This window comes from Novosphingobium album (ex Liu et al. 2023) (assembly GCF_029076845.1).
Classification (GTDB): domain Bacteria; phylum Pseudomonadota; class Alphaproteobacteria; order Sphingomonadales; family Sphingomonadaceae; genus Novosphingobium.
The window spans coordinates 31,521-49,476 of record NZ_JARESE010000020.1; the positions used below are offsets into that span (position 1 = coordinate 31,521).

At 67.4% G+C, this 17,956-nt stretch carries 17 protein-coding genes and 1 tRNA gene; 7 read left to right on the plus strand and 11 right to left on the minus strand.

Annotated elements, in window-relative coordinates:
* Nucleotides 1-89: 89 nt before the first annotated feature.
* Nucleotides 90-1,289, minus strand: coding sequence for an ADP-forming succinate--CoA ligase subunit beta (gene sucC / locus PYV00_RS07860; protein WP_275227735.1), 1,200 nt, complete (start codon nt 1,287-1,289; stop codon nt 90-92).
* A 171-nt stretch (nt 1,290-1,460) separates the two neighbouring features.
* Between sucC and PYV00_RS07865 the strand changes: the two genes are divergently transcribed.
* On the plus strand, nt 1,461-2,255 hold the full coding sequence (locus PYV00_RS07865; protein ID WP_275227736.1) for a 3'(2'),5'-bisphosphate nucleotidase CysQ: 795 nt from the start codon (nt 1,461-1,463) through the stop codon (nt 2,253-2,255).
* 80 nt (nt 2,256-2,335) lie between these two features.
* On the opposite strand, the gene PYV00_RS07870 is transcribed toward PYV00_RS07865, so the two are convergent.
* Nucleotides 2,336-3,010, minus strand: a complete 675-nt coding sequence (locus tag PYV00_RS07870) for an OmpA family protein (RefSeq protein ID WP_275227737.1) — start codon at nt 3,008-3,010, stop codon at nt 2,336-2,338.
* Nucleotides 3,011-3,200: 190 nt separating this feature from the next.
* Between PYV00_RS07870 and PYV00_RS07875 the strand changes: the two genes are divergently transcribed.
* The 5 genes from PYV00_RS07875 (at nt 3,201) to PYV00_RS07895 (ending at nt 9,772) form a co-directional block, all read left to right on the plus strand.
* Complete coding sequence (locus tag PYV00_RS07875; protein ID WP_275227738.1) at nt 3,201-4,532, plus strand: hemolysin family protein; 1,332 nt, start codon at nt 3,201-3,203, stop codon at nt 4,530-4,532.
* A 213-nt stretch (nt 4,533-4,745) separates the two neighbouring features.
* Nucleotides 4,746-6,014, plus strand: a complete 1,269-nt coding sequence (locus PYV00_RS07880) for an MFS transporter (RefSeq protein ID WP_275227739.1) — start codon at nt 4,746-4,748, stop codon at nt 6,012-6,014.
* A gap of 118 nt (nt 6,015-6,132) precedes the next feature.
* Nucleotides 6,133-6,690, plus strand: a complete 558-nt coding sequence (locus PYV00_RS07885; protein WP_275227740.1) for a TetR/AcrR family transcriptional regulator — start codon at nt 6,133-6,135, stop codon at nt 6,688-6,690.
* Between the two features lie 185 nt (nt 6,691-6,875).
* Complete coding sequence (locus tag PYV00_RS07890; protein ID WP_275227741.1) at nt 6,876-8,291, plus strand: hypothetical protein; 1,416 nt, start codon at nt 6,876-6,878, stop codon at nt 8,289-8,291.
* A gap of 2 nt (nt 8,292-8,293) precedes the next feature.
* Entirely contained in the window at nt 8,294-9,772 is a 1,479-nt protein-coding gene (locus PYV00_RS07895) for an acyl-CoA reductase (RefSeq protein WP_275227742.1), read from the plus strand.
* A 214-nt stretch (nt 9,773-9,986) separates the two neighbouring features.
* On the opposite strand, the gene PYV00_RS07900 is transcribed toward PYV00_RS07895, so the two are convergent.
* Genes PYV00_RS07900 through PYV00_RS07940 form a run of 9 tightly spaced genes read right to left on the minus strand, consistent with a single transcriptional unit; the run spans nt 9,987 to nt 17,736 of the window.
* The gene (locus PYV00_RS07900) at nt 9,987-10,430 is read right to left on the minus strand and encodes a DUF3035 domain-containing protein (protein ID WP_275227743.1); all 444 of its coding nucleotides are present in this window, start codon (nt 10,428-10,430) and stop codon (nt 9,987-9,989) included.
* A 3-nt stretch (nt 10,431-10,433) separates the two neighbouring features.
* On the minus strand, nt 10,434-10,952 hold the full coding sequence (gene lspA, locus PYV00_RS07905) for a signal peptidase II (protein WP_275227744.1): 519 nt from the start codon (nt 10,950-10,952) through the stop codon (nt 10,434-10,436).
* Nucleotides 10,949-13,813 (minus strand): isoleucine--tRNA ligase, encoded by a 2,865-nt coding sequence (ileS, locus tag PYV00_RS07910; protein WP_275227745.1) that lies wholly within the window; start codon nt 13,811-13,813, stop codon nt 10,949-10,951. The genes lspA and ileS overlap by 4 nt, the downstream gene beginning before the upstream one ends.
* A complete protein-coding gene (locus tag PYV00_RS07915) occupies nt 13,810-14,745 on the minus strand; it encodes a bifunctional riboflavin kinase/FAD synthetase (RefSeq protein WP_275227746.1) in 936 nt (311 codons plus the stop codon). The genes ileS and PYV00_RS07915 overlap by 4 nt, the downstream gene beginning before the upstream one ends.
* 10 nt (nt 14,746-14,755) lie before the next feature.
* Nucleotides 14,756-15,241, minus strand: a complete 486-nt coding sequence (locus PYV00_RS07920; protein WP_275227747.1) for a dihydrofolate reductase — start codon at nt 15,239-15,241, stop codon at nt 14,756-14,758.
* Entirely contained in the window at nt 15,241-16,299 is a 1,059-nt protein-coding gene (locus tag PYV00_RS07925; RefSeq protein ID WP_275227748.1) for a 5-(carboxyamino)imidazole ribonucleotide synthase, read from the minus strand. Before PYV00_RS07925 ends, PYV00_RS07920 begins: the two co-directional genes overlap by 1 nt.
* Before the next feature lie 38 nt (nt 16,300-16,337).
* A complete protein-coding gene (gene purE / locus PYV00_RS07930; protein WP_275227749.1) occupies nt 16,338-16,829 on the minus strand; it encodes a 5-(carboxyamino)imidazole ribonucleotide mutase in 492 nt (163 codons plus the stop codon).
* Between the two features lies 1 nt (nt 16,830).
* A complete protein-coding gene (gene gpmA, locus PYV00_RS07935; protein ID WP_275227750.1) occupies nt 16,831-17,517 on the minus strand; it encodes a 2,3-diphosphoglycerate-dependent phosphoglycerate mutase in 687 nt (228 codons plus the stop codon).
* Between the two features lie 33 nt (nt 17,518-17,550).
* Complete coding sequence (locus PYV00_RS07940; protein ID WP_275227751.1) at nt 17,551-17,736, minus strand: hypothetical protein; 186 nt, start codon at nt 17,734-17,736, stop codon at nt 17,551-17,553.
* Between the two features lie 118 nt (nt 17,737-17,854).
* Here PYV00_RS07940 and PYV00_RS07945 point away from each other — a divergent pair.
* Nucleotides 17,855-17,929 (plus strand) — tRNA-Thr (locus tag PYV00_RS07945).
* Nucleotides 17,930-17,956: the final 27 nt, after the last annotated feature.

The window sequence follows — 17,956 nt, forward strand, 5'->3', positions numbered from 1 at the left end:
GCGCGGGTCGCGTCAACCCCGCTTTTCAGCGTGATTAAATGAATGCGCCCCCGCGAAGGCGGGGGCGCTCATGCTTTGGGCGGCAGGTTTCAGGCGACCGCCTTGACCTCGGCGACGATCTTGCGGGCGGCATCACCCAGATCGTTCGCCGGCACGATGGCCAGGCCCGAGTTGGCGAGGATCGCCTTGCCCTGCTCCACGTTGGTGCCTTCCAGGCGGACCACCAGCGGCACCGAAAGGTTCACGTCGCGAGCGGCCGCGACGATGCCGTCGGCAATGATGTCGCACTTCATGATGCCGCCGAAGATGTTGACGAGGATGCCCTTCACCGCCGGATCGGACAGGATGATCTTGAATGCCGCCGTCACCTTCTCCTTCGAGGCGCCGCCGCCGACGTCAAGGAAGTTGGCCGGGAACATGCCGTTCAGCTTGATGATGTCCATCGTCGCCATGGCCAGGCCCGCGCCGTTGACCATGCAGCCGATATCGCCATCGAGCTTGATGTAGGCGAGATCGTACTTGCTGGCTTCGACTTCGGCCGGGTCTTCCTCGGTCTCGTCGCGCAGCGCCTCGACATCGGGGTGCCGGTACAGCGCGTTCGAATCGAAGCTGACCTTGGCGTCGAGCACCAGCAGCTTGCCGTCGGTCGTCTCGATCAGCGGGTTGATCTCGAGCATCGCCATGTCGGTGGCGTTGAAGGCTTCGTAAAGCTGCTTGGCCAGCTTCTGCGCCTGCTTGTTGAGATCGCCCTTCAGCTTGAGGCCGAACGCGACCGCGCGGCCGTGGTGCGGCTGGAAACCTTCGGCCGGGTCGATCGTGATGGTCACGATCTTCTCGGGCGTGGAATGGGCGACTTCCTCGATATCCATGCCGCCTTCGGTCGAGACGATCATGGCGATGCGGCCGGTCTTGCGATCGACCAGCATCGAAAGGTAGTATTCCCTGGCGATATCGGCGCCATCGGTGACGTAGAGGCGATTGACCTGCTTGCCGGCCTCGCCCGTCTGCACGGTGACGAGCGTGTTGCCGAGCATGTCGGCGGCATTGGCGCGCACTTCGTCCAGCGTCTTCGACAGGCGGACACCGCCCTTGGCATCGGCGCCCAGTTCCTTGAACTTGCCCTTGCCGCGGCCGCCGGCGTGGATCTGCGCCTTCACGACATAGAGCGGCCCGGGAAGCTTGCCGGCCGCTTCCACGGCCTCGTCAACGGTAAGGGCAGCGTAGCCGGCGGGGACCGCGACGCCGAATTTCGCGAGCAGTTCCTTCGCCTGATATTCGTGAATGTTCATCTGGGGATCGCTTTCTGCTGGAGTGTGCGACTGGAGTGCCTCATGCGCGGGCGGCGGGGGGCCGGATATGCGTGGCCGCATAAGCACAAAGCCGGCCGCTTGAAAAGTCCCGGATGGGGCCCAATTTGACGAGTTGAGACGAATGCCCGCACTTCAGATGACATCCCCGACATGATCGACCGCGCCCGCCTTGAGGCGATCGTCCGCGAAGCGGGCCGGATCGCGCTGGCCGGCTGGCCGGGTGACGGCCATGCGCTGACGCACTGGCACAAGGGCGACGACAGCCCCGTTTCCGAAAGCGACCTTGCGGTCGACACTTTCCTGAAGCGCGAGTTGCGCGCCCTGCTGCCGTCGGCGGGCTGGCTTTCCGAAGAGACCGCCGATGCCCCCGAACGCTGCGAGGGCGAGCTGGTCTGGCTGGTCGATCCGATCGACGGCACGCGCGACTATATTCGCGGGCGCGACGGCTGGGCGGTTTCGGTGGCGCTGGTCAACACCCGCCGGCCGCTGCTGGGCTATCTGTTCGCACCGGCCCGGCGGCGCGCGCAAGGCGGCGAATACTGGCACGCCGAAGCCGGCAAGGGCAGCTGGCGCAATGGCGAGCGGCTGGTCGCCAGCCGGCGCGCGGAGCTTTCCGGCGCGCGCGTTCCGGCCAAGGTGCTGTCCGTCGAGGATGCCGATCTGGTCCCGGTGGCGCAGCCCAACAGCATCGCGCTGCGCATGGCAATGGTAGCGGCGGGCGATGCCGATCTCGTCGCCACGCTGCGCTGGGGCTATGAATGGGATATCGCCGCCGCCGGCCTGATCGCGCGCGAGGCGGGCGCCGCCGTGACCGACGCGTTCGGCCAGCCGCTCAATTACAACAAGCGCGATCCGCGCGCCTTCGGCGTGCTGGCGACATCGTCGGCGATCCACGCCGCCGCCGTCGCCCGGCTGGCCGACCGGGCCCGGCGCATCGCCGCCTGACGCGCGCCTGACGCGAAAAAAGGGCCGGCACTTTCGCGCCGGCCCCTGGCAGCCTTCCGTCTCGGTACTGTCGCGCGGGATCAGTGCGCGGTCTGCGCGTCGGTGGTCGTCACTGGCGTGATCTTGATCTCCACCCGGCGGTTGAGCGCGCGGCCCTGTTCGGTGGCATTGTCGGCGACGGGATAGGATTCGCCCATGCCCTGCGTCTGGATGCGCGCCGAATTGACCCCGCGCGAGATCAGGTAGCGCGCGACCGAATCGGCCCGGCGCTTCGACAGATCCATGTTGTACTGGTCCGATCCGGTCGAATCGGTGTGGCCGTACACGTCGATCAGGCTGTTGGGATACTGGTTCATGCTGGCCGCGACCTTGTCGAGCGTCGCCTGGAAATCCGGCGTGATCGTGGTGCTGTCCACGGCGAAGGTCACATCGGGCAGGTTCAGCAGGATGCCGTCGCCCACCTGGCTGACATCGACGCCCGAACCGGCCGTCTGCTCCTTCAGTTCCTTGATCTGCTTGTCCATCTGGTAGCCGACGACGCCGCCGGCGACACCGCCGATGCCCGCGCCCAGGATGCGCGCGGTCTTGCCGCCGATCACGCTGCCCAGCAGATAGCCCAGGCCCGCGCCGCCGACGCCGCCGATCGCGGTGCGCGAAACCTTGCGCTCGCCCGTGTTGGGATCGGTGACGCAGGCGGAGACGGTGACAAGCGCCAGCGCCGCCGCGGCGGAAGTGAATAGACGTGAATTCTTCATGGCTTTCGCCCCTTTCGTGAGGAAGGCATCCCGCTCGTTGTGTGCATTAGGCAACATGAATGCCAACTGGATATAGGGACGACAACGGTTGATCCCGCCCCATGTTCCGTCCGGCGCGCGACGCGCGGCGATCCCCGCGATGCAGGCCGCGCTTCGCGATTCGCCGATTCTCTGCTAGCGCGCAGGCATTGTGACGCCCTTTCCCTGGACCGACCTTCTCATCATTGCCGGACTGATCCTGGTCAATGGCCTGTTCGCGATGTCCGAACTGGCCATCGTCTCGGCGCGCACCGCCAAGCTTACGATGGCCGCCGACAAGGGCAGCGGCGGGGCCAGGGCGGCCCTCCTGCTCGCGTCCGATCCGGGCAAGTTCCTTTCCACCGTGCAGATCGGCATCACCCTGATCGGCATCATCGCGGGCGCCTATTCGGGCGCGAGCCTGGGCGAGCCTACCGGCGAGCGGCTGGCCTGGCTGGGCGTGCCGCAGGACTATGCCGGCGAGATCGGCTTTGCCGTGGTCATCGCCGTGACGACTTACGCCAGCCTGGTGATCGGCGAACTGGTGCCCAAGCAGCTCGCGCTGCTGGCGGCCGAGCCGATCGCCATCGTCATGGCGCGGCCGATGGTGGTGCTGGCGCGCGTGATGGCGCCGTTCGTGTGGCTGCTCAATCGCTCTTCGGGGCTGCTGCTCAGGCTGTTCGCGGTGCGGGGCGGCAGCGAGGAGCGGCTCACCGCCGAAGAGCTGCACATGATCTTCGCCGAAGCCACGCGCACCGGCGTGATCGAGGAAGAGGAACGCGCGATGATGGCCGGCGTGATGCGCCTGGCCGAACGCCCCGTGCGCGAGTTGATGACGCCGCGCCCCGAGATCGACTGGATCGACCTTAACGCCACCGCCGCGCAATTGCGCGAGATGATCGCCGGCACGCCGCATTCGCTGCTGCCGGTGGCCGATGGCTCGGTCGACAACATGGTGGGCGTGCTCAAGGTGCGCGACGTCCTGATGGCGCTGGCCGATGGCCGCCCGGTGGAGATCGCCGCGCTGATGAAGAAGGCCGAAGTGATCCCCGACCAGCTCGACGCGATCGACGCCTTGCGCAGGCTGCAGGTCGCCGAAGTCTCGATGGCGATGGTGCATGACGAATACGGCCATCTCGACGGGGTCGTCACGCCCACCGACGTGCTGACCGCGATCGCCGGCACGTTCGCCAGCCACCAGGACGAAGGCGACGATCCGCTGGTGATCGAGCGCGAGGACGGATCGCTGCTGGTCTCGGGCGCGATGCCGGCCGACGCGCTGGCGCAGCGGCTGGACCTGACGCTGGCGGATGACCGCGAGTTCGCGACGATGGCCGGCTATGTCCTGGCCGTGCTGAAGAAAGTCCCGCGCGAGGGGGAATATTTCGTCGATCAGGGCTGGCGCTTCGAAGTCGTCGACATGGACGGCCTGCGCATCGACAAGCTGCTGGTAAGCCTGGAAAATCCCGAGGACGAAGACGACGGCGTGACCGGCGACGGATAAGCCCGACGCGCGGACTCGCGCTAGGGACAAGGTTCGCTGTGGACAGGATGCTGATCGACTGACAAAATAGCTCCCGATCAGGCGACAAATCACGATCGCCCCACGGGAGAGGATGGATGACATTGCACGCCGCCAAGGCCGCCCCAGGGCGCGACCACGCGATCCGGCCACGGCTGCGCCGTGGCACCCGCCGGCCCGCGCGCTAGGCCGGACATGGCGCATCCCTCCCCCGCCCGCCCCGGCGCGGCGCCTTACTTCGCCGAGCTGCGCGAGCATCGCCGGGCCGTCGCCGGAGCCAGCGCGGGCATGGCCGCGGGCTTCCTGATCAATCACTATGTCGCCAATCTCTTCGCGGCGCCGCTGATCGAGGAGTTCGGCTGGTCGCGCGCCGATTTCGCGCTGGTCGGCACGATCGGCCTGCTCTCGCTGGTGTTCGTGCCGCTGTTCGGGCGCCTGACCGATCTGGTCGGCGCCAGGCCGGTGGCGGCGGTCGGCATCGTCTGCTTTCCGCTCAGCTTCCTGGCCTTCAGCGCGATGAACGGCAGCCTGGCCATGTTCGTGCTGATCAGCGGGCTGCAACTGCTGTTCGCGGCGGCGAGCACCAGTTCCACCGTCTACAGCCGCTTCATCGCCGAGCGCTTCACCCGCGCGCGCGGGCTGGCGCTGGCGATCATGGCGACCGCGCCGGCGCTGGTCGGCGTCGTCGGCAGCCCGCTGCTGGCGCATGTCATCGCGGTGCAGGGCTGGCGGACGGGCTACGTGATGGTGGCCGTCTACACCGGCGTGGTCGGCGCGCTGGCCCTTGTGCTGATGCCCGGCCCGATCCGGCCGGCGGCAAGCCGGGGCCTTGGCGCGCGGCCCGCCCGGCGCCCCGCCGCGCAGGCCTATGCCGCGATCCTGCGCACGCCGGCCTTCTGGATCGTGAGCGGCGGCTTCCTGATGTGCAACCTGCTCTATCCGCTGCAAAGCTCGCAGATGAAGCTGATGCTGCTGGAACACGGCGCCTCGTCCGAAAGCGCGGCGTGGATGATATCGCTGCTGGCCGCGGGCGTGCTGTTCGGCCGCTTCGCCTGCGGGCTGGCGCTGGATCGCTTTCCCCCCGCGATCGTCGCCGCGATCGCGCTGGGGATGCCGGGCGTGGGGCTGCTGGCGGTGGCCATGGGCTTCGATTCCGAGCTGTCGCTGGCGCTGGCGGTCGCGGTGATGGGCCTGTCGCTGGGCGCGGAAAGCGATCTGGCGGCCTATCTGGTGATGCGGTACTTCCCGATGGAGGTCTATGGCACGGTGCTGGGGCTGGTGGTCGCGTGCCTGGCGGCATCGGCCACACTGGGGGCAGTGCTGCTCAGCGTGACGCTGCGGCTGGTCGATCACTTCAGCGCCTACATGGTCATCGCCGGCCTCGCGAGCTTTGCCGGCGGCAGCCTGTTCCTGCTGCTGGGCCGCATCGAGCAGCCGGCCGGGGCGCTCGCCGCGCAGCATTGAGAGGTTGTCCGGGACATGCGCCTCTCGGCGCTTGGCCCGCGCGCCGAAGGCTGGCAGGGTTTCGCGCGAACCGCGATCCTTCGCCTTTGGGGAAAATCCAGTGCCCACAAGCAGAAGAATGGGGCGCCCGGACTCGGCGACCTTCAATGCCCTGCTCGACGCGACCGAAACCGTCATGCGCAACGAAGGCTATGCCGCCGCCACCTCGCGCCGCATCGCGCTGGAGGCGGGCGTCAAGCAGCAGCTGGTCTATTACTACTTCCGCACGATGGACGAGCTGCTGCTGGCGACGTTCAAGCGCCGGACCGAGCGGGCGCTCGCGGCGATGGAGGAAAACGCCGGCAGCGCGCATCCTATCCAGTCGATCTGGGCCAACTTGCGCAACCGGGTGGACGCCAGGCTGGTCTTCGAATTCGTCGCGCTGGCCAACCATCACGCGGGCATTCGCGCGGAAGTGGCCCGTTACGTCACCCAGTCCCGCCGGATCGAGGCCGCCGCGATCGCCCGGCAATTCGCACGCGACGGCATCGACAACGGCCCGATCGGGCCGGGCGCGGCCGCCTTCGTGATGTACGCCGTCTCGCTCCTGCTCGAACGCGAGACCTCTACCGGGATCACCGAAGGGCACGACGAAGTGCGTGCGCTGATCGACTGGATGCTCGGCCGGCTGGGCTGAGGGTTTGTTGACAGTGCGCCTTTCGGCGCATGACGGCACCTGCCCGCTCCCCGACGATGAACCTCCCCACGGGCCGGCAGCCGTGGTTGACCCTGTTTGCACCCTCATGCTAATAAAGTGATCAGCAAATAACGAAACGGCCGTCGTTCCCTGCGAATCGCGACCGGATAACGGGAGAGCCGCTGATGACCGAGGCTGTGATCGAGACTGTGACCGACAAGGGCGCGCTATCGCCCGACTGCCCCGAAAAATGGATCGAGCAGGGCTTCGAACGCCTGTTCGAGCTGAGCTGGCGCGATTGCGTGGGGGTGCAGAACGCGGCGCTGAAGATGCGCTTCGAACAGCAGAAGGACTCCGTCGCCGCGCTCAACAAGCTGGCCCGGCGCGAAGGCGTCGAAACCGTCGATGGCTTCGAGGACGCGCTGCCGCTGCTGTTCGATCACCGCGTCTACAAGGCCTATCCGCTCTCGCTGATCGAGAACCGCGATTTTCCCAAGCTCAACGCCTGGCTCAACCGCCTGACCACGCATGACCTGACGCAAGTGGACCTGTCGGGCCTGACGATGATGGACGACTGGCTCGACCGGCTCGACGCGTTCGGGATGCTGGTCGGCCATTCGTCGGGCACCACCGGCAAGCTCAGCTTCGTGCCGCGCTCGCAAGTCGAGTTCCCGGCCTGGCAGCGCTCCTACTATGAGACGACGCGCGCCGTCTCGGGCGTCGATTCCTATACCGATCCTGTCGAGACGTTCTTCCCCGGCTATCGCGGCGGGCACCAGATGATGATGAAGATGCTCAGCCTCTTCAACATCCCGGCTGCCGGGGGGCCGGAGCATTACCACACGCTCTACCAGTCGCACATCTCGTCGGACCTGATGTCGCTCGCCGGACGGATGCAGGCGGCCGAGGACCGGGGCGAGCTGGACCGGCTCGGGCTCGATCCCGCGCTGCTCAAGGCGCGCGAGGCGATGGTTGCGCAGGCCCGCCGCCGCGAGGAGGACATCAAGAGCTGGTTCTTCACGCTGTTCGAGGAATTCAAGGGCAAGCGCGTAAAGCTGGGCGGCACGTTCGCCGATCTCATCCGCACCGCGCGCAGCGGCATCGAGCAGGGGCTGCATCCCGAATTCACGCCCGATTCCTTCATCATGACCGGCGGCGGCATGAAAGGCTTCAAGGACGCGCCCGATGACTGGGAAGGCTTCGTCAAGGACTACTTCGGCATCCAGACGGTGGGCATGATGTACGGCATGTCGGAAGTGACCGGCATGTCGCCACGCTGCTCGCAAGGGCATTATCACATCATGCCGCACACCATCCCGCTGCTATTCGACCGCGAGATGAACCTGCTGCCGCGCGAAGGCGCGCAGACCGGCCGCTTCGCCTTCTTCGACCTGATGGCGCAGACCTACTGGGGCGGCTTCATTTCGGGCGACCAGCTGACGATCGACTGGGAAGAGGATTGCCCCTGCGGCTGGAAAGGCCCGCGCGTGGGGCCCACCATCACGCGCTTCTCCGAGATGGAGGGCGGTGACGACAAGATCACCTGCGCCGGCACCGCGCAGGCCTACAACGATTTCATGGACTACATCTCGGAGGTCTGAACATGACCGAGCTTTACGATATCCCGATCATCGCGCGCGGCCGCATCATCGCGCCGGGCGAGGACGCCATCGAATTCAAGGGGCGCGGCGGCGCCACGTTCCGCGCGCCCGATCCGCACCGGCACGTGCACGATCTGGTGCTGGGCAACCCCGTCCTGCTGGGCGATCTGGCGGCGATGCCGATGCGCCAGGTGATCGATTTCCTGGCCGAGCTGGGCAAGCGGCTGCGCATCGCGGACAATCCCTATCTGCAGGAAAGCTTCGAGCTGGCGCTGCGCGCGGGCGGGCTGGCCGAGCCGATCCTGGCCGGCGTCTATGCCGAGCTGCCCGCGATGTTCAATCCCGACGCGCTGATCGAGCAGGTCGAGCGTACGATCGGCATCGACTACCTCGATGGCTGGGTGCCCGCGCCGGGCGCCGACGGGCATGTGCGGGTGCGCGCGGTCGGCACGCGCCAGCTTCACATCACCGCCGGCAACGTGCCGGTGGTGGCGGCGCTGACCATCGTGCGCGGCGCGCTGACCAAGTCCGACGTGCTGATCAAGTCCCCGTCGAACGATCCGCTCACCGCCAATGCGATCGCGCGCACCATGATCGAGCTGGATGCCACCCATCCGGTCACGCGCCATCTCGCCGTCGCGTACTGGAAAGGCGGCGACGAGGCGATGGAAAGCCAGATCGTGCGCACCAGCCGCATCGACAAGATCACGGCCTGGGGCGGCATGTCCTCGGTCAGGCACATCCAGAAGTTCCTGACGCCGGGGATCGACCTGACCGCGCTCAACCCGAAATACTCGATGTCGGTCATCGGCCGCGAGGCGCTGGAAGACGAGGCGGCGATGGACGAGGCGGCGCTGGGCGTCGCGGTGGTTTCCGGGCTCTACAACCAGACGGCCTGCTCGAACACGCGGATCGTCTATGTCGAAAGCGAGGCGGACGACGCATCGCTGGAACGCGTGATCGAGTTCGGCCGCCGCATCGCCGCCGCCTACAAGGACCTGCCGCCGATCATGTCGACGCCGGCGGCCAGGCCCGACCTCCCGCTCGAGGCCGAGCTGGAAGCCGCCGCGCTGGAAGACGAGTTCTACCATGTCGAGGGCAACACGATCGACGGCGGCGTGGTCGTCTCGCGCTTTTCCGACCGGGTCGATTTCTACGACCAGCTTAACAACCGCGTGGTCAATCTGGTGCCGGTGCCCAACCTGCTCGACGTGGTCAAATGGTGCGACGACACGACGCAGACCGTCGGCATCTATCCCGAGAGCCTGCGCGACCGGCTGCTCAACCCGCTGGCGCTGGCCGGCGTGCAGCGCGTCGTCGGGATCAGGGGCGGCGACGCGATGCGGGTGTTCCACGATTCGCACTCGCTGCCGCCGGGAATGCCGCACGACGGGATCGAGCCGCTGCGGCGCAACGTGCGCTGGGTGATCGACCATCGCCCGGCGGACGAGGAACCGGCCTTCAGCATCGCGGCGGAATGACCGTGAGACAAGGTTGAGCGAACACGGCGGGAAGCGGCCAGCGCCGCTCCCGCCTCAGCCGATCAGATCCTGGGGCCGTTCGCCATTCAGAAGATGGCGTGCCGAAAACGGGGGTTTTTCATCACCCAGGGCGCAGCGTACTAAGGGTACGTGAGCACCGGAAGCACGGAAAAATCGCCATTTGCCGGCCGTCAGGGCCGAATGGCGATCGGCCCTAGCCGCCGATCGCGGTCTGCGCGCTCTGGCCGTCGCCTTCCGGGGCGGCGAGGATCTGGCGCGTGATCTGGCCCTTGGCGACGGTGTTGGTGGTGAAATCGCCCACAGAAGAGCGGATCGCCGGCGCGGCGGTGCCGGCCATGCCCAGCGTGCGCGTCTCGATTTCGCTGCGCGCCGAAGGGCCGCCGAACAGCGCGTCGAGCGTCTGCTGCTGCAGCGGGCGGTCATAGGGGCGCGGCTCGCCCGGCTTGGGCGGGGTCAGCGAGAAATCGGGCGGAACCACCAGCGGCGTCTGGCGCTGGACGGCGAATTCGTCGGGCCGGTCGCGATTGAACAGCCCGCCGGTGCTGCCGCAGCCGGAAAGGAGCAGGGCGCCCGTGGCGACGAACAGGATGGTCCCCAGTCTGGCCTTTGCCGGCTTGGCCATAAGTGTCTTGCGCATGTGTCAGCTCTCCGGGGCGATATTTGCCGCTGCATCGGGCTTTTCGCGCGAAAGCAGGGAACGGGCAAGGATAATGAGGACGCCGATGGTGATGGCGGCATCGGCGATGTTGAAGATCAGGAACGGGCGGAATTCGCCGATGTGCAAGTCCGCGTAATCGATCACGTAGCCATAGCTGAAACGATCGCGGATATTGCCGAGCGCCCCGCCCAGCACGAGCGCCAGCGCGGCGATATCGGCCATCGCCTTTTCGCGCAGCAGCCAGACCAGCACGAACAGCGCGATCCCGGCGGTGACGGCGACGAGCAGCCAGCGCATCTCGGGCGAGCCGGCGGTCAACATGCCGAGCGAGACGCCGAAATTCTTGGTCCAGCGCAGATCGAAGAACGCGGTGATCTCGATCGCGCCGATCCGGCTGAGATCGAGCGGCCCCTTGATATAGCCCTTCACCGCCTGGTCGATCGCGAACACCGCGCCGGCCAGCACCAGCCCGACAAGACGGTTCAGCAGGGCCGGGTTCATGCCGGGGTTTCCATCGCCCCGACCACCTCGTCACAGCGATCACACAGCGCGCCGTCTTCCGCCACTTCGGGCAGATGGCGCCAGCAGCGGCCGCACTTGTGATAAGTGGTGGGAGAGACGCTCACCACATCGCCCTGCCCGCGCGTGACTGTCGCGGTGATGAACAGTTCAGCCAGATCGGCCTCGGGTGCCGTGCCGGGAACGCTCACTTCGGCGGCCAGGCTGGAGCCGATCACCTTGTCGCGCCGCAGCGGCTCGATCGCCTCGGTGACTTTCTCGCGCAGCGCGCGCAGCGCCTGCCACTTCGCCTCGTCCACCTCGGCGGCATGGGCCGCAAGGTCCGGCCATTCGAGCAGGTGCACGCTCTCGCCAGCGGGATAGCGCGATTGCCAGACTTCCTCGGCGGTGAACACCAGCACCGGCGCGGCATAGCGCACCAGCGCCTGGAACAGCACATCGAGCACGGTGCGGTAGGCACGCCGCCTGGGGTCCGCAGGCGCGTCGCAATAGAGGCAGTCCTTGCGGATATCGAAGAAGAAGGCCGAAAGATCCTCGTTGCAGAAATCCGAGATCTCGCGGACGTAAGTGTTGAAATCGTAGTCGCCGACGGCTTGCCGCAGCCGCCCGTCGAGCCGGCCGAGCAGTGCCAGGACATAGCGTTCCAGCTCGGGCATGGCGTCCACGCCGATCCGCTCGTCCGGGCCGAACCCGTCGAGCGCGCCGAGCAGGTAGCGGAAAGTGTTGCGGATCTTGCGGTACTGGTCGGCCACGCCCTTCAGAATCTCGTCGCCGATGCGGTGATCCTCGGTATAGTCGACCGACAGAGCCCAGAGCCGGATGATATCGGCCCCGTACTGCTCCATGACCTTGAGCGGGTTGACCGTGTTGCCCAGCGACTTCGACATCTTCAGACCCTTGGCATCCATGGTGAAGCCGTGGGTGAGGACCGTGTTGTAGGGCGCGCGGCCGCGCGTGGCGCAGGATTCGAGCAGCGAGGACTGGAACCAGCCGCGATGCTGGTCGGACCCTTCGAGGTAGAGATCGGCCGGCCATTGCACATCGGGCCAGCGACCCGATTCGAGCACGAAGGCATGGGTCGAGCCCGAATCGAACCAGACGTCGAGAATATCGGTGACGCGCTCGTAATCCTCGGCCCGATAGGCATTGCCGAGATATTCCTGCGCGCGCGCATCGGACCAGGCATCGACGCCGCTCTCGCGCACGGCGGCGACGATACGGGCGTTCACTTCCGGGTCGGCGAGGTACTGGCCGCTCTCGCGGTGGACGAACAGCGTGATCGGCACCCCCCAGGCGCGCTGGCGCGAAAGCACCCAGTCGGGCCGGCCTTCGACCATGCTGCCGATGCGGTTGCGGCCCTTTTCGGGCACGAAACGCGTCTGGGCGATCGCTTCCATGGCGAGCTGGCGCAGGCTTGGGCTGGGCTCCTGCGACCCGCCCTCGTTCTCCCAGCGGGCTTCGGGCGGCGTATCCTCGTGCTCGAGCACGCCGTGCCGGTCCATCGGCACGAACCACTGCGGCGTGCAGCGGAAGATCACCTTGGCCTTGGAACGCCACGAATGGGGATAGGAATGCCGGTAATCCGCCGAAGCCGCCAGCAGCGCGCCCGCTTCGCGCAGCGCGGTGCAGATCGGCCCGTCGGGTGCGTTGAACTTCGGATTGATGACCGAACCCTCGCCGCCCAGCCACAGCCAGTCAGCGCGGTACTTGCCGTCGCCCTCCACCGCGAAGACCGGCTCGATCCCGTGCGCCTTGCACAGATCGAAGTCGTCCTCGCCATGGTCGGGCGCCATGTGGACCAGCCCGGTGCCGCTGTCGGTAGTGACGAAATCGCCCGCGAGCAGCGGACGCGGCTTGGCGAAGAACCCGCCGAGCGCGTGCATCGGGTGGCGGGCGATGGTGCCGGCGAGGTCGGAGCCGCGATAAGTGCCCAGCGCATATTCGGCGAGCGCGACCTCTTCGGTCAGTCCCTCGGCCTGCGGGCCAAGGCCAGTGCGCGCGAAAAACTGTTCGAGCAGATCGACGGCCACCAGAAAACGGCGCCCGTCATGCGCGCGGTAATGGTGGTAATCGACTTCCGGCCCATAAGCGATCGCCTGGTTCACCGGGATCGTCCACGGCGTCGTCGTCCAGATCACCGCATGGGCGCCGACCAGTTCGGGGATCGGCGATTCGGTGATCTCGAACGCCACGTCGATCTGCGTGGAAACGATGTCCTCGTATTCCACTTCGGCCTCGGCCAGCGCGGTCTTTTCCACCGGGCTCCACATCACCGGCTTGGCGCCGCGATAGAGCTGGCCGCTGGTGGCGAACTTCATCAGCTCGGCCACGATCGTCGCCTCGGCCTGGAAGTCCATCGTCAGGTAGGGATTGTCCCAGTCGCCATTGATGCCCAGGCGCTTCAACTGCTCGCGCTGCACGTCCACCCAGCGCGCGGCATAGGCGCGGCATTCGGCGCGGAATTCCTCAGGCGGAACCTCGTCCTTGTTCTTCTTCTGCTTGCGGTATTCCTCCTCGACCTTCCATTCGATCGGCAGCCCGTGGCAGTCCCAGCCGGGCACGTAGGGCGCGTCCTTGCCCAGCAACGTCTGGGTGCGCACCACCATGTCCTTCAGGATATGGTTCAGCGCGTGGCCGATGTGCATGTCGCCATTGGCATAGGGCGGGCCATCGTGGAGAATGAACTTCTCGCGCCCCGCGCGCGCCGCGCGGGTCTGGCGGTAAATGTCGTCCGCCTGCCAGCGCGCCAGGATGCCCGGCTCCTTCTGGGGGAGCCCGGCCTTCATCGGGAAGTCCGTCTTCGGCAGGAAAACGGTGGATCGATAGTCGCGCTGTTCAGTCATTGTGCCAGCGCGCTTAAAAGCTTCCGCGCGTTGTCGCAATCCCGCTGCATCTGCGCGATGAGCGCGTCGATCGTATCGAACTTCGCCTCGGGCCGCAGGAAATGGTGGAAAGCCACCTCGATCTCCTGCCCGTAGAGGTCGCCGGAAAAATCGAGGAAATGCGGTTCGAGCAGTTCCTTGGGCGGATCGAACATCGGCCGCACGCCCAGACTCGCCGCGCCCGGCAGCACGCGCCCGTCAGGCAGATGGCCCGTCACCGCATAGATGCCGTAACGCGGCCGCAAGTAGCTGCCCAGATCGAGGTTGGCGGTGGGAAAGCCGATCTCGCGCCCCCGCTTGTCGCCGTGCTGCACGCTGCCCCGGATGGCGAAAGGCCGCGTCAGCAGCCGGCGCGCGGTGGCGCAGTCCCCGGCCTTGAGCGCTTCACGGATACGGCTCGACGAAATCGGCCCGTCCGAATCGTGCACCGCGGCGACGCGGCGCGTCTCGATGCCGAGCGGCTCGCCGAATTCGCGCAGCGATCGCGCATTGCCGCCGCGCCCCTTGCCGAAGACGAAATCCTCGCCCGTTACCACGCCGGCGGTGTGGAGGTGACCGTGGATCATGTCATGGACCCAGCGCTCGGCGGGCATCCCGGCGATCTCGCCGTCGAAATGGAACACCAGCATCGCATCCGCGCCGGCCGCGCCGAACAATTCCTCGCGCTGGTCCAGCGTGGTCAGCCGGAAAGGGGCGGTATCGGGCCGGAAATAGCGCACCGGATGCGGATCGAAAGTGGCGACGATGGCCGGGCGGCCCTCGCCACGCGCCCAGGCGATGGCTTCGCCGACGACGGCCTGGTGGCCCTGGTGGAACCCATCGAAATTGCCGAGGGCCAGAATCGCGCCGCGCAGGGCTTCGGGGATCGGATCGCGGTGGTCGAGGCGAATCATGGTGAGTGGCCTATAAGTCGCGCACGAGCGTCACGAAAGCGTAGCCGGGCCTGCCATCTTCGGCCGGGTGCGCTTCACGGACGGTTTCGCGCCATTCGGCGCCGAGCGCGGGCATATGCGTATCCCCCGGATAGTCGGCATGGATTTCGGTCAGCTCGATGCGCCGGGCCAGCGGCAGGAAGGCGGCATAGACTTCCGCCCCGCCGATCACCGCCACCTCGCCGTCTCCGGCCAGCGCCAGCGCCTCGGCCAGCGAATGCGCGATCTCGGCGCCGGGCGCCCGCCAGTGGGAATCGCGCGTCAGCACGATATGGCGCCGGCCGGGCAGGGGCTTGGGAAAGCTGGCGAAAGTCTTGCGGCCCATGATCATCGGCTTGCCCATGGTCAGCGCCTTGAACCGCTTGAGATCGGCCGGGATGTGCCAGGGCAGCGCGCCATCGCGGCCGATCGTGCCGTTGGCGGCGCGGGCGTAGATCAGGACCGGATCGCGGGCCATCAGGCCAGCGTCAGCCGCGTGACGTGGCCCATCTTGCGCCCGGGGTGCGCCGCCGCCTTGCCATAAAGGTGCAAGTGATTTGCCGGATCGGCCAGGATCGCCGGCCAGTCCTCGGCCGCATCGCCGATCACGTTGCGCATCTCGACCGCCCTGGCCGCCAGCCCGGTATCGCCCAGCGGCAGCCCGCAGATCGCGCGCACGTGGTTTTCGAACTGCGACGTCACCGCGCCCTCGATCGTCCAGTGGCCCGAATTGTGCACGCGCGGCGCCATCTCGTTGAACACCGGGCCATCGGCCGTGGCGAAGAATTCGAGCGTGAGCACGCCGACATAGTCCAGCGCGGCGGCGACCCGGGCCGCCAGCGCGCGCGCGGCGGGAACCTGCACTTCCACCACCGGCGAGGCCGGCACGCTGGAGCGCGCGAGGATGCCGCCGACATGGACGTTCTCGGCCGAATCGAAGAAGCGGATATCGCCGTCCTCGCCCCGGCACAGGATCACCGAAAATTCGGCGAAGAAATCGATGAAGGCTTCGTAGATCAGGGGCCGGGCCGGCAAGGCGATCGCCCGCGCATCCTCGGGCGCGGCGATGCGCCACTGGCCCTTGCCGTCATAGCCCTCGCGCCGGGTCTTGAGGACGCCGGGCGTGCCGATGGCGCCGATGGCAGCGGCAAGCTCCGCCGCGCCGCCGACCGGGGCGAACCGGGCGGGCGTGCCGCCCTGCGCGATGACGAAGCGCTTTTCGCTGAGGCGATCCTGCGCCACTTCCAGCGCGCGCGCATTGGGGCGCAGCGGCACATCGCCCAGCGCCGCCAGCGGGCCCACCGCGACATTCTCGAACTCGTACGTCACCACCGCGCAATCGGCGGCAAAGCGGGCCATGGCCCCGGCATCGTCCCAGGCGGCGCAGGTGAACGCGGCGCTGACTTCGGCGGCGATGCTGTCCGGCTCGGGCGCGTAGATATGGCAGCGATAGCCGAGCTGGGCCGCGGCCATGGCCAGCATCCGGCCAAGCTGGCCGCCGCCCAGGATGCCGATGGTTTCGCCTGGAGGAATCATGGACGCGGGATCATGAATGCAAGGTCATGGCTGCGAAATCAGGCGGGCCGTTCGGCCACGGCCGCGGTCTGCTCGGCGCGGAAAGCCTTGAGGCGTTCGGCAAGGGCGGCATCGCCCGTCGCCAGGATGGCGGCGGCGAGCAGCCCGGCATTGGCCGCGCCCGCCTCGCCGATCGCCAGCGTGCCCACCGGAATGCCGGCGGGCATCTGCACGATCGAGAGCAGGCTGTCCTGCCCCGACAAGGCCTTGGACTGGACCGGCACGCCCAGCACCGGCAGATGCGTCATCGCCGCGATCATGCCGGGCAAGTGCGCCGCGCCGCCCGCGCCGGCGATGATCACCTTGAACCCCTCGCCCTCCGCCCCTTGCGCGAAAGCGACCAGGCGCTGCGGCGTGCGGTGCGCCGAAACGATCCGCGCGTCATAGGCCACGCCCAGCGCATCGAGCATGACGGCGGCGCGCTGCATCGTCGGCCAGTCGGACTGGCTGCCCATGACGATGGCGACAGGCGCGACAGGCGCCGCGCCCATCTCAACGCTCCGAGAGGTAATAGCGGTCAAGCACCGCGAGATCGTCGGCAAGGTCATAGACGATCGGCTGGCCGGTCGGGATCTCCAGACCCGTGATCTCCGCGTCCGAAATGCCCGACAGGTGCTTGACCAGCGCGCGCAACGAATTGCCGTGCGCCGAGACCAGCACGGTCGCGCCCGCGCGCAAGTGCGGCACGATCGAGCCTTCGTAATAAGGCAGCACGCGCGCGATCGTGTCCTTCAGGCTTTCGGTCTGCGGCACGGCGATCCCGGCATAGCGCGGGTCGGTGGAAAGATCGAACGCGCTGCCGTATTCCAGCACCGGCGGCGGCGTATCGAAGCTGCGACGCCAGATCTTGACCTGTTCGTCACCGTGCAGCGCGGCGGTCTCGGCCTTGTTCAGCCCGGTGAGGCCGCCATAGTGGCGTTCGTTGAGCCGCCAGTCCTTGGTTTCGGGTATCCACAGCAGGCCGGCAGCTTCCAGCGCGAAATGCAGCGTCTTGATCGCGCGCGTCTGCAGCGAGGTGAAGGCGACGGTGGGCAGCAGGCCCTTTTCGGCCAGCAGGCGGCCGGCGGCGCGCGCCTCTTCCTCGCCCTTTTCGGTCAGGTCGACATCCCACCAGCCGGTGAAGCGGTTTTCGAGGTTCCACTGGCTCTGGCCGTGGCGGACAAGGATCAGGCGGGGCAAGATCGGCGCTCCTCTATTCAGGAGCGCCACGCCCTAGCTTTGCGGCGGCGATTTGGGAAGGGCGGGCGAATCGTTTTTGCCATTATCGCGCGCGGTGTCGCCCGCGGGAGTTGTCGCGCGCGCCCGCGCCTTGCGGCGGTGCAGGTTCTCGCGCAGCTTGGCGGCCAGCCGCTCCTCGCGGCTGGGCCTGGGTTCCTTGCCGGGTTCCTTGGCGACCATCACCCGCCCATGCCATCCACGGCGCCACCGCGCAAGCCGCGCTTGACATTTGCGCCCCTCACGGACAATAGCGCGCGCCTGCCCGGCCCACCTCTGCTAGAGACACCCGGACGAGAGCGCTGCTGTAGCTCAGTGGTAGAGCGCACCCTTGGTAAGGGTGAGGTCGGGAGTTCAATCCTCCCCAGCAGCACCACTTTCCCCCGCCCCGGCGGCGCAAGCC

Bases quoted from the DNA above. Each gene is read 5' to 3' on its own strand.
- sucC (WP_275227735.1), bottom strand. From the start codon at position 1,289: ATGAACATTCACGAATATCAGGCGAAGGAACTGCTCGCGAAATTCGGC.
- PYV00_RS07865 (WP_275227736.1), top strand. From the start codon at position 1,461: ATGATCGACCGCGCCCGCCTTGAGGCGATCGTCCGCGAAGCGGGCCGG.
- PYV00_RS07870 (WP_275227737.1), bottom strand. From the start codon at position 3,010: ATGAAGAATTCACGTCTATTCACTTCCGCCGCGGCGGCGCTGGCGCTT.
- PYV00_RS07880 (WP_275227739.1), top strand. From the start codon at position 4,746: ATGGCGCATCCCTCCCCCGCCCGCCCCGGCGCGGCGCCTTACTTCGCC.
- PYV00_RS07885 (WP_275227740.1), top strand. From the start codon at position 6,133: ATGGGGCGCCCGGACTCGGCGACCTTCAATGCCCTGCTCGACGCGACC.
- PYV00_RS07890 (WP_275227741.1), top strand. From the start codon at position 6,876: ATGACCGAGGCTGTGATCGAGACTGTGACCGACAAGGGCGCGCTATCG.
- PYV00_RS07895 (WP_275227742.1), top strand. From the start codon at position 8,294: ATGACCGAGCTTTACGATATCCCGATCATCGCGCGCGGCCGCATCATC.
- PYV00_RS07900 (WP_275227743.1), bottom strand. From the start codon at position 10,430: ATGCGCAAGACACTTATGGCCAAGCCGGCAAAGGCCAGACTGGGGACC.
- lspA (WP_275227744.1), bottom strand. From the start codon at position 10,952: ATGAACCCGGCCCTGCTGAACCGTCTTGTCGGGCTGGTGCTGGCCGGC.
- ileS (WP_275227745.1), bottom strand. From the start codon at position 13,813: ATGACTGAACAGCGCGACTATCGATCCACCGTTTTCCTGCCGAAGACG.
- PYV00_RS07915 (WP_275227746.1), bottom strand. From the start codon at position 14,745: ATGATTCGCCTCGACCACCGCGATCCGATCCCCGAAGCCCTGCGCGGC.
- PYV00_RS07920 (WP_275227747.1), bottom strand. From the start codon at position 15,241: ATGGCCCGCGATCCGGTCCTGATCTACGCCCGCGCCGCCAACGGCACG.
- PYV00_RS07925 (WP_275227748.1), bottom strand. From the start codon at position 16,299: ATGATTCCTCCAGGCGAAACCATCGGCATCCTGGGCGGCGGCCAGCTT.
- purE (WP_275227749.1), bottom strand. From the start codon at position 16,829: ATGGGCGCGGCGCCTGTCGCGCCTGTCGCCATCGTCATGGGCAGCCAG.
- PYV00_RS07940 (WP_275227751.1), bottom strand. From the start codon at position 17,736: ATGGTCGCCAAGGAACCCGGCAAGGAACCCAGGCCCAGCCGCGAGGAG.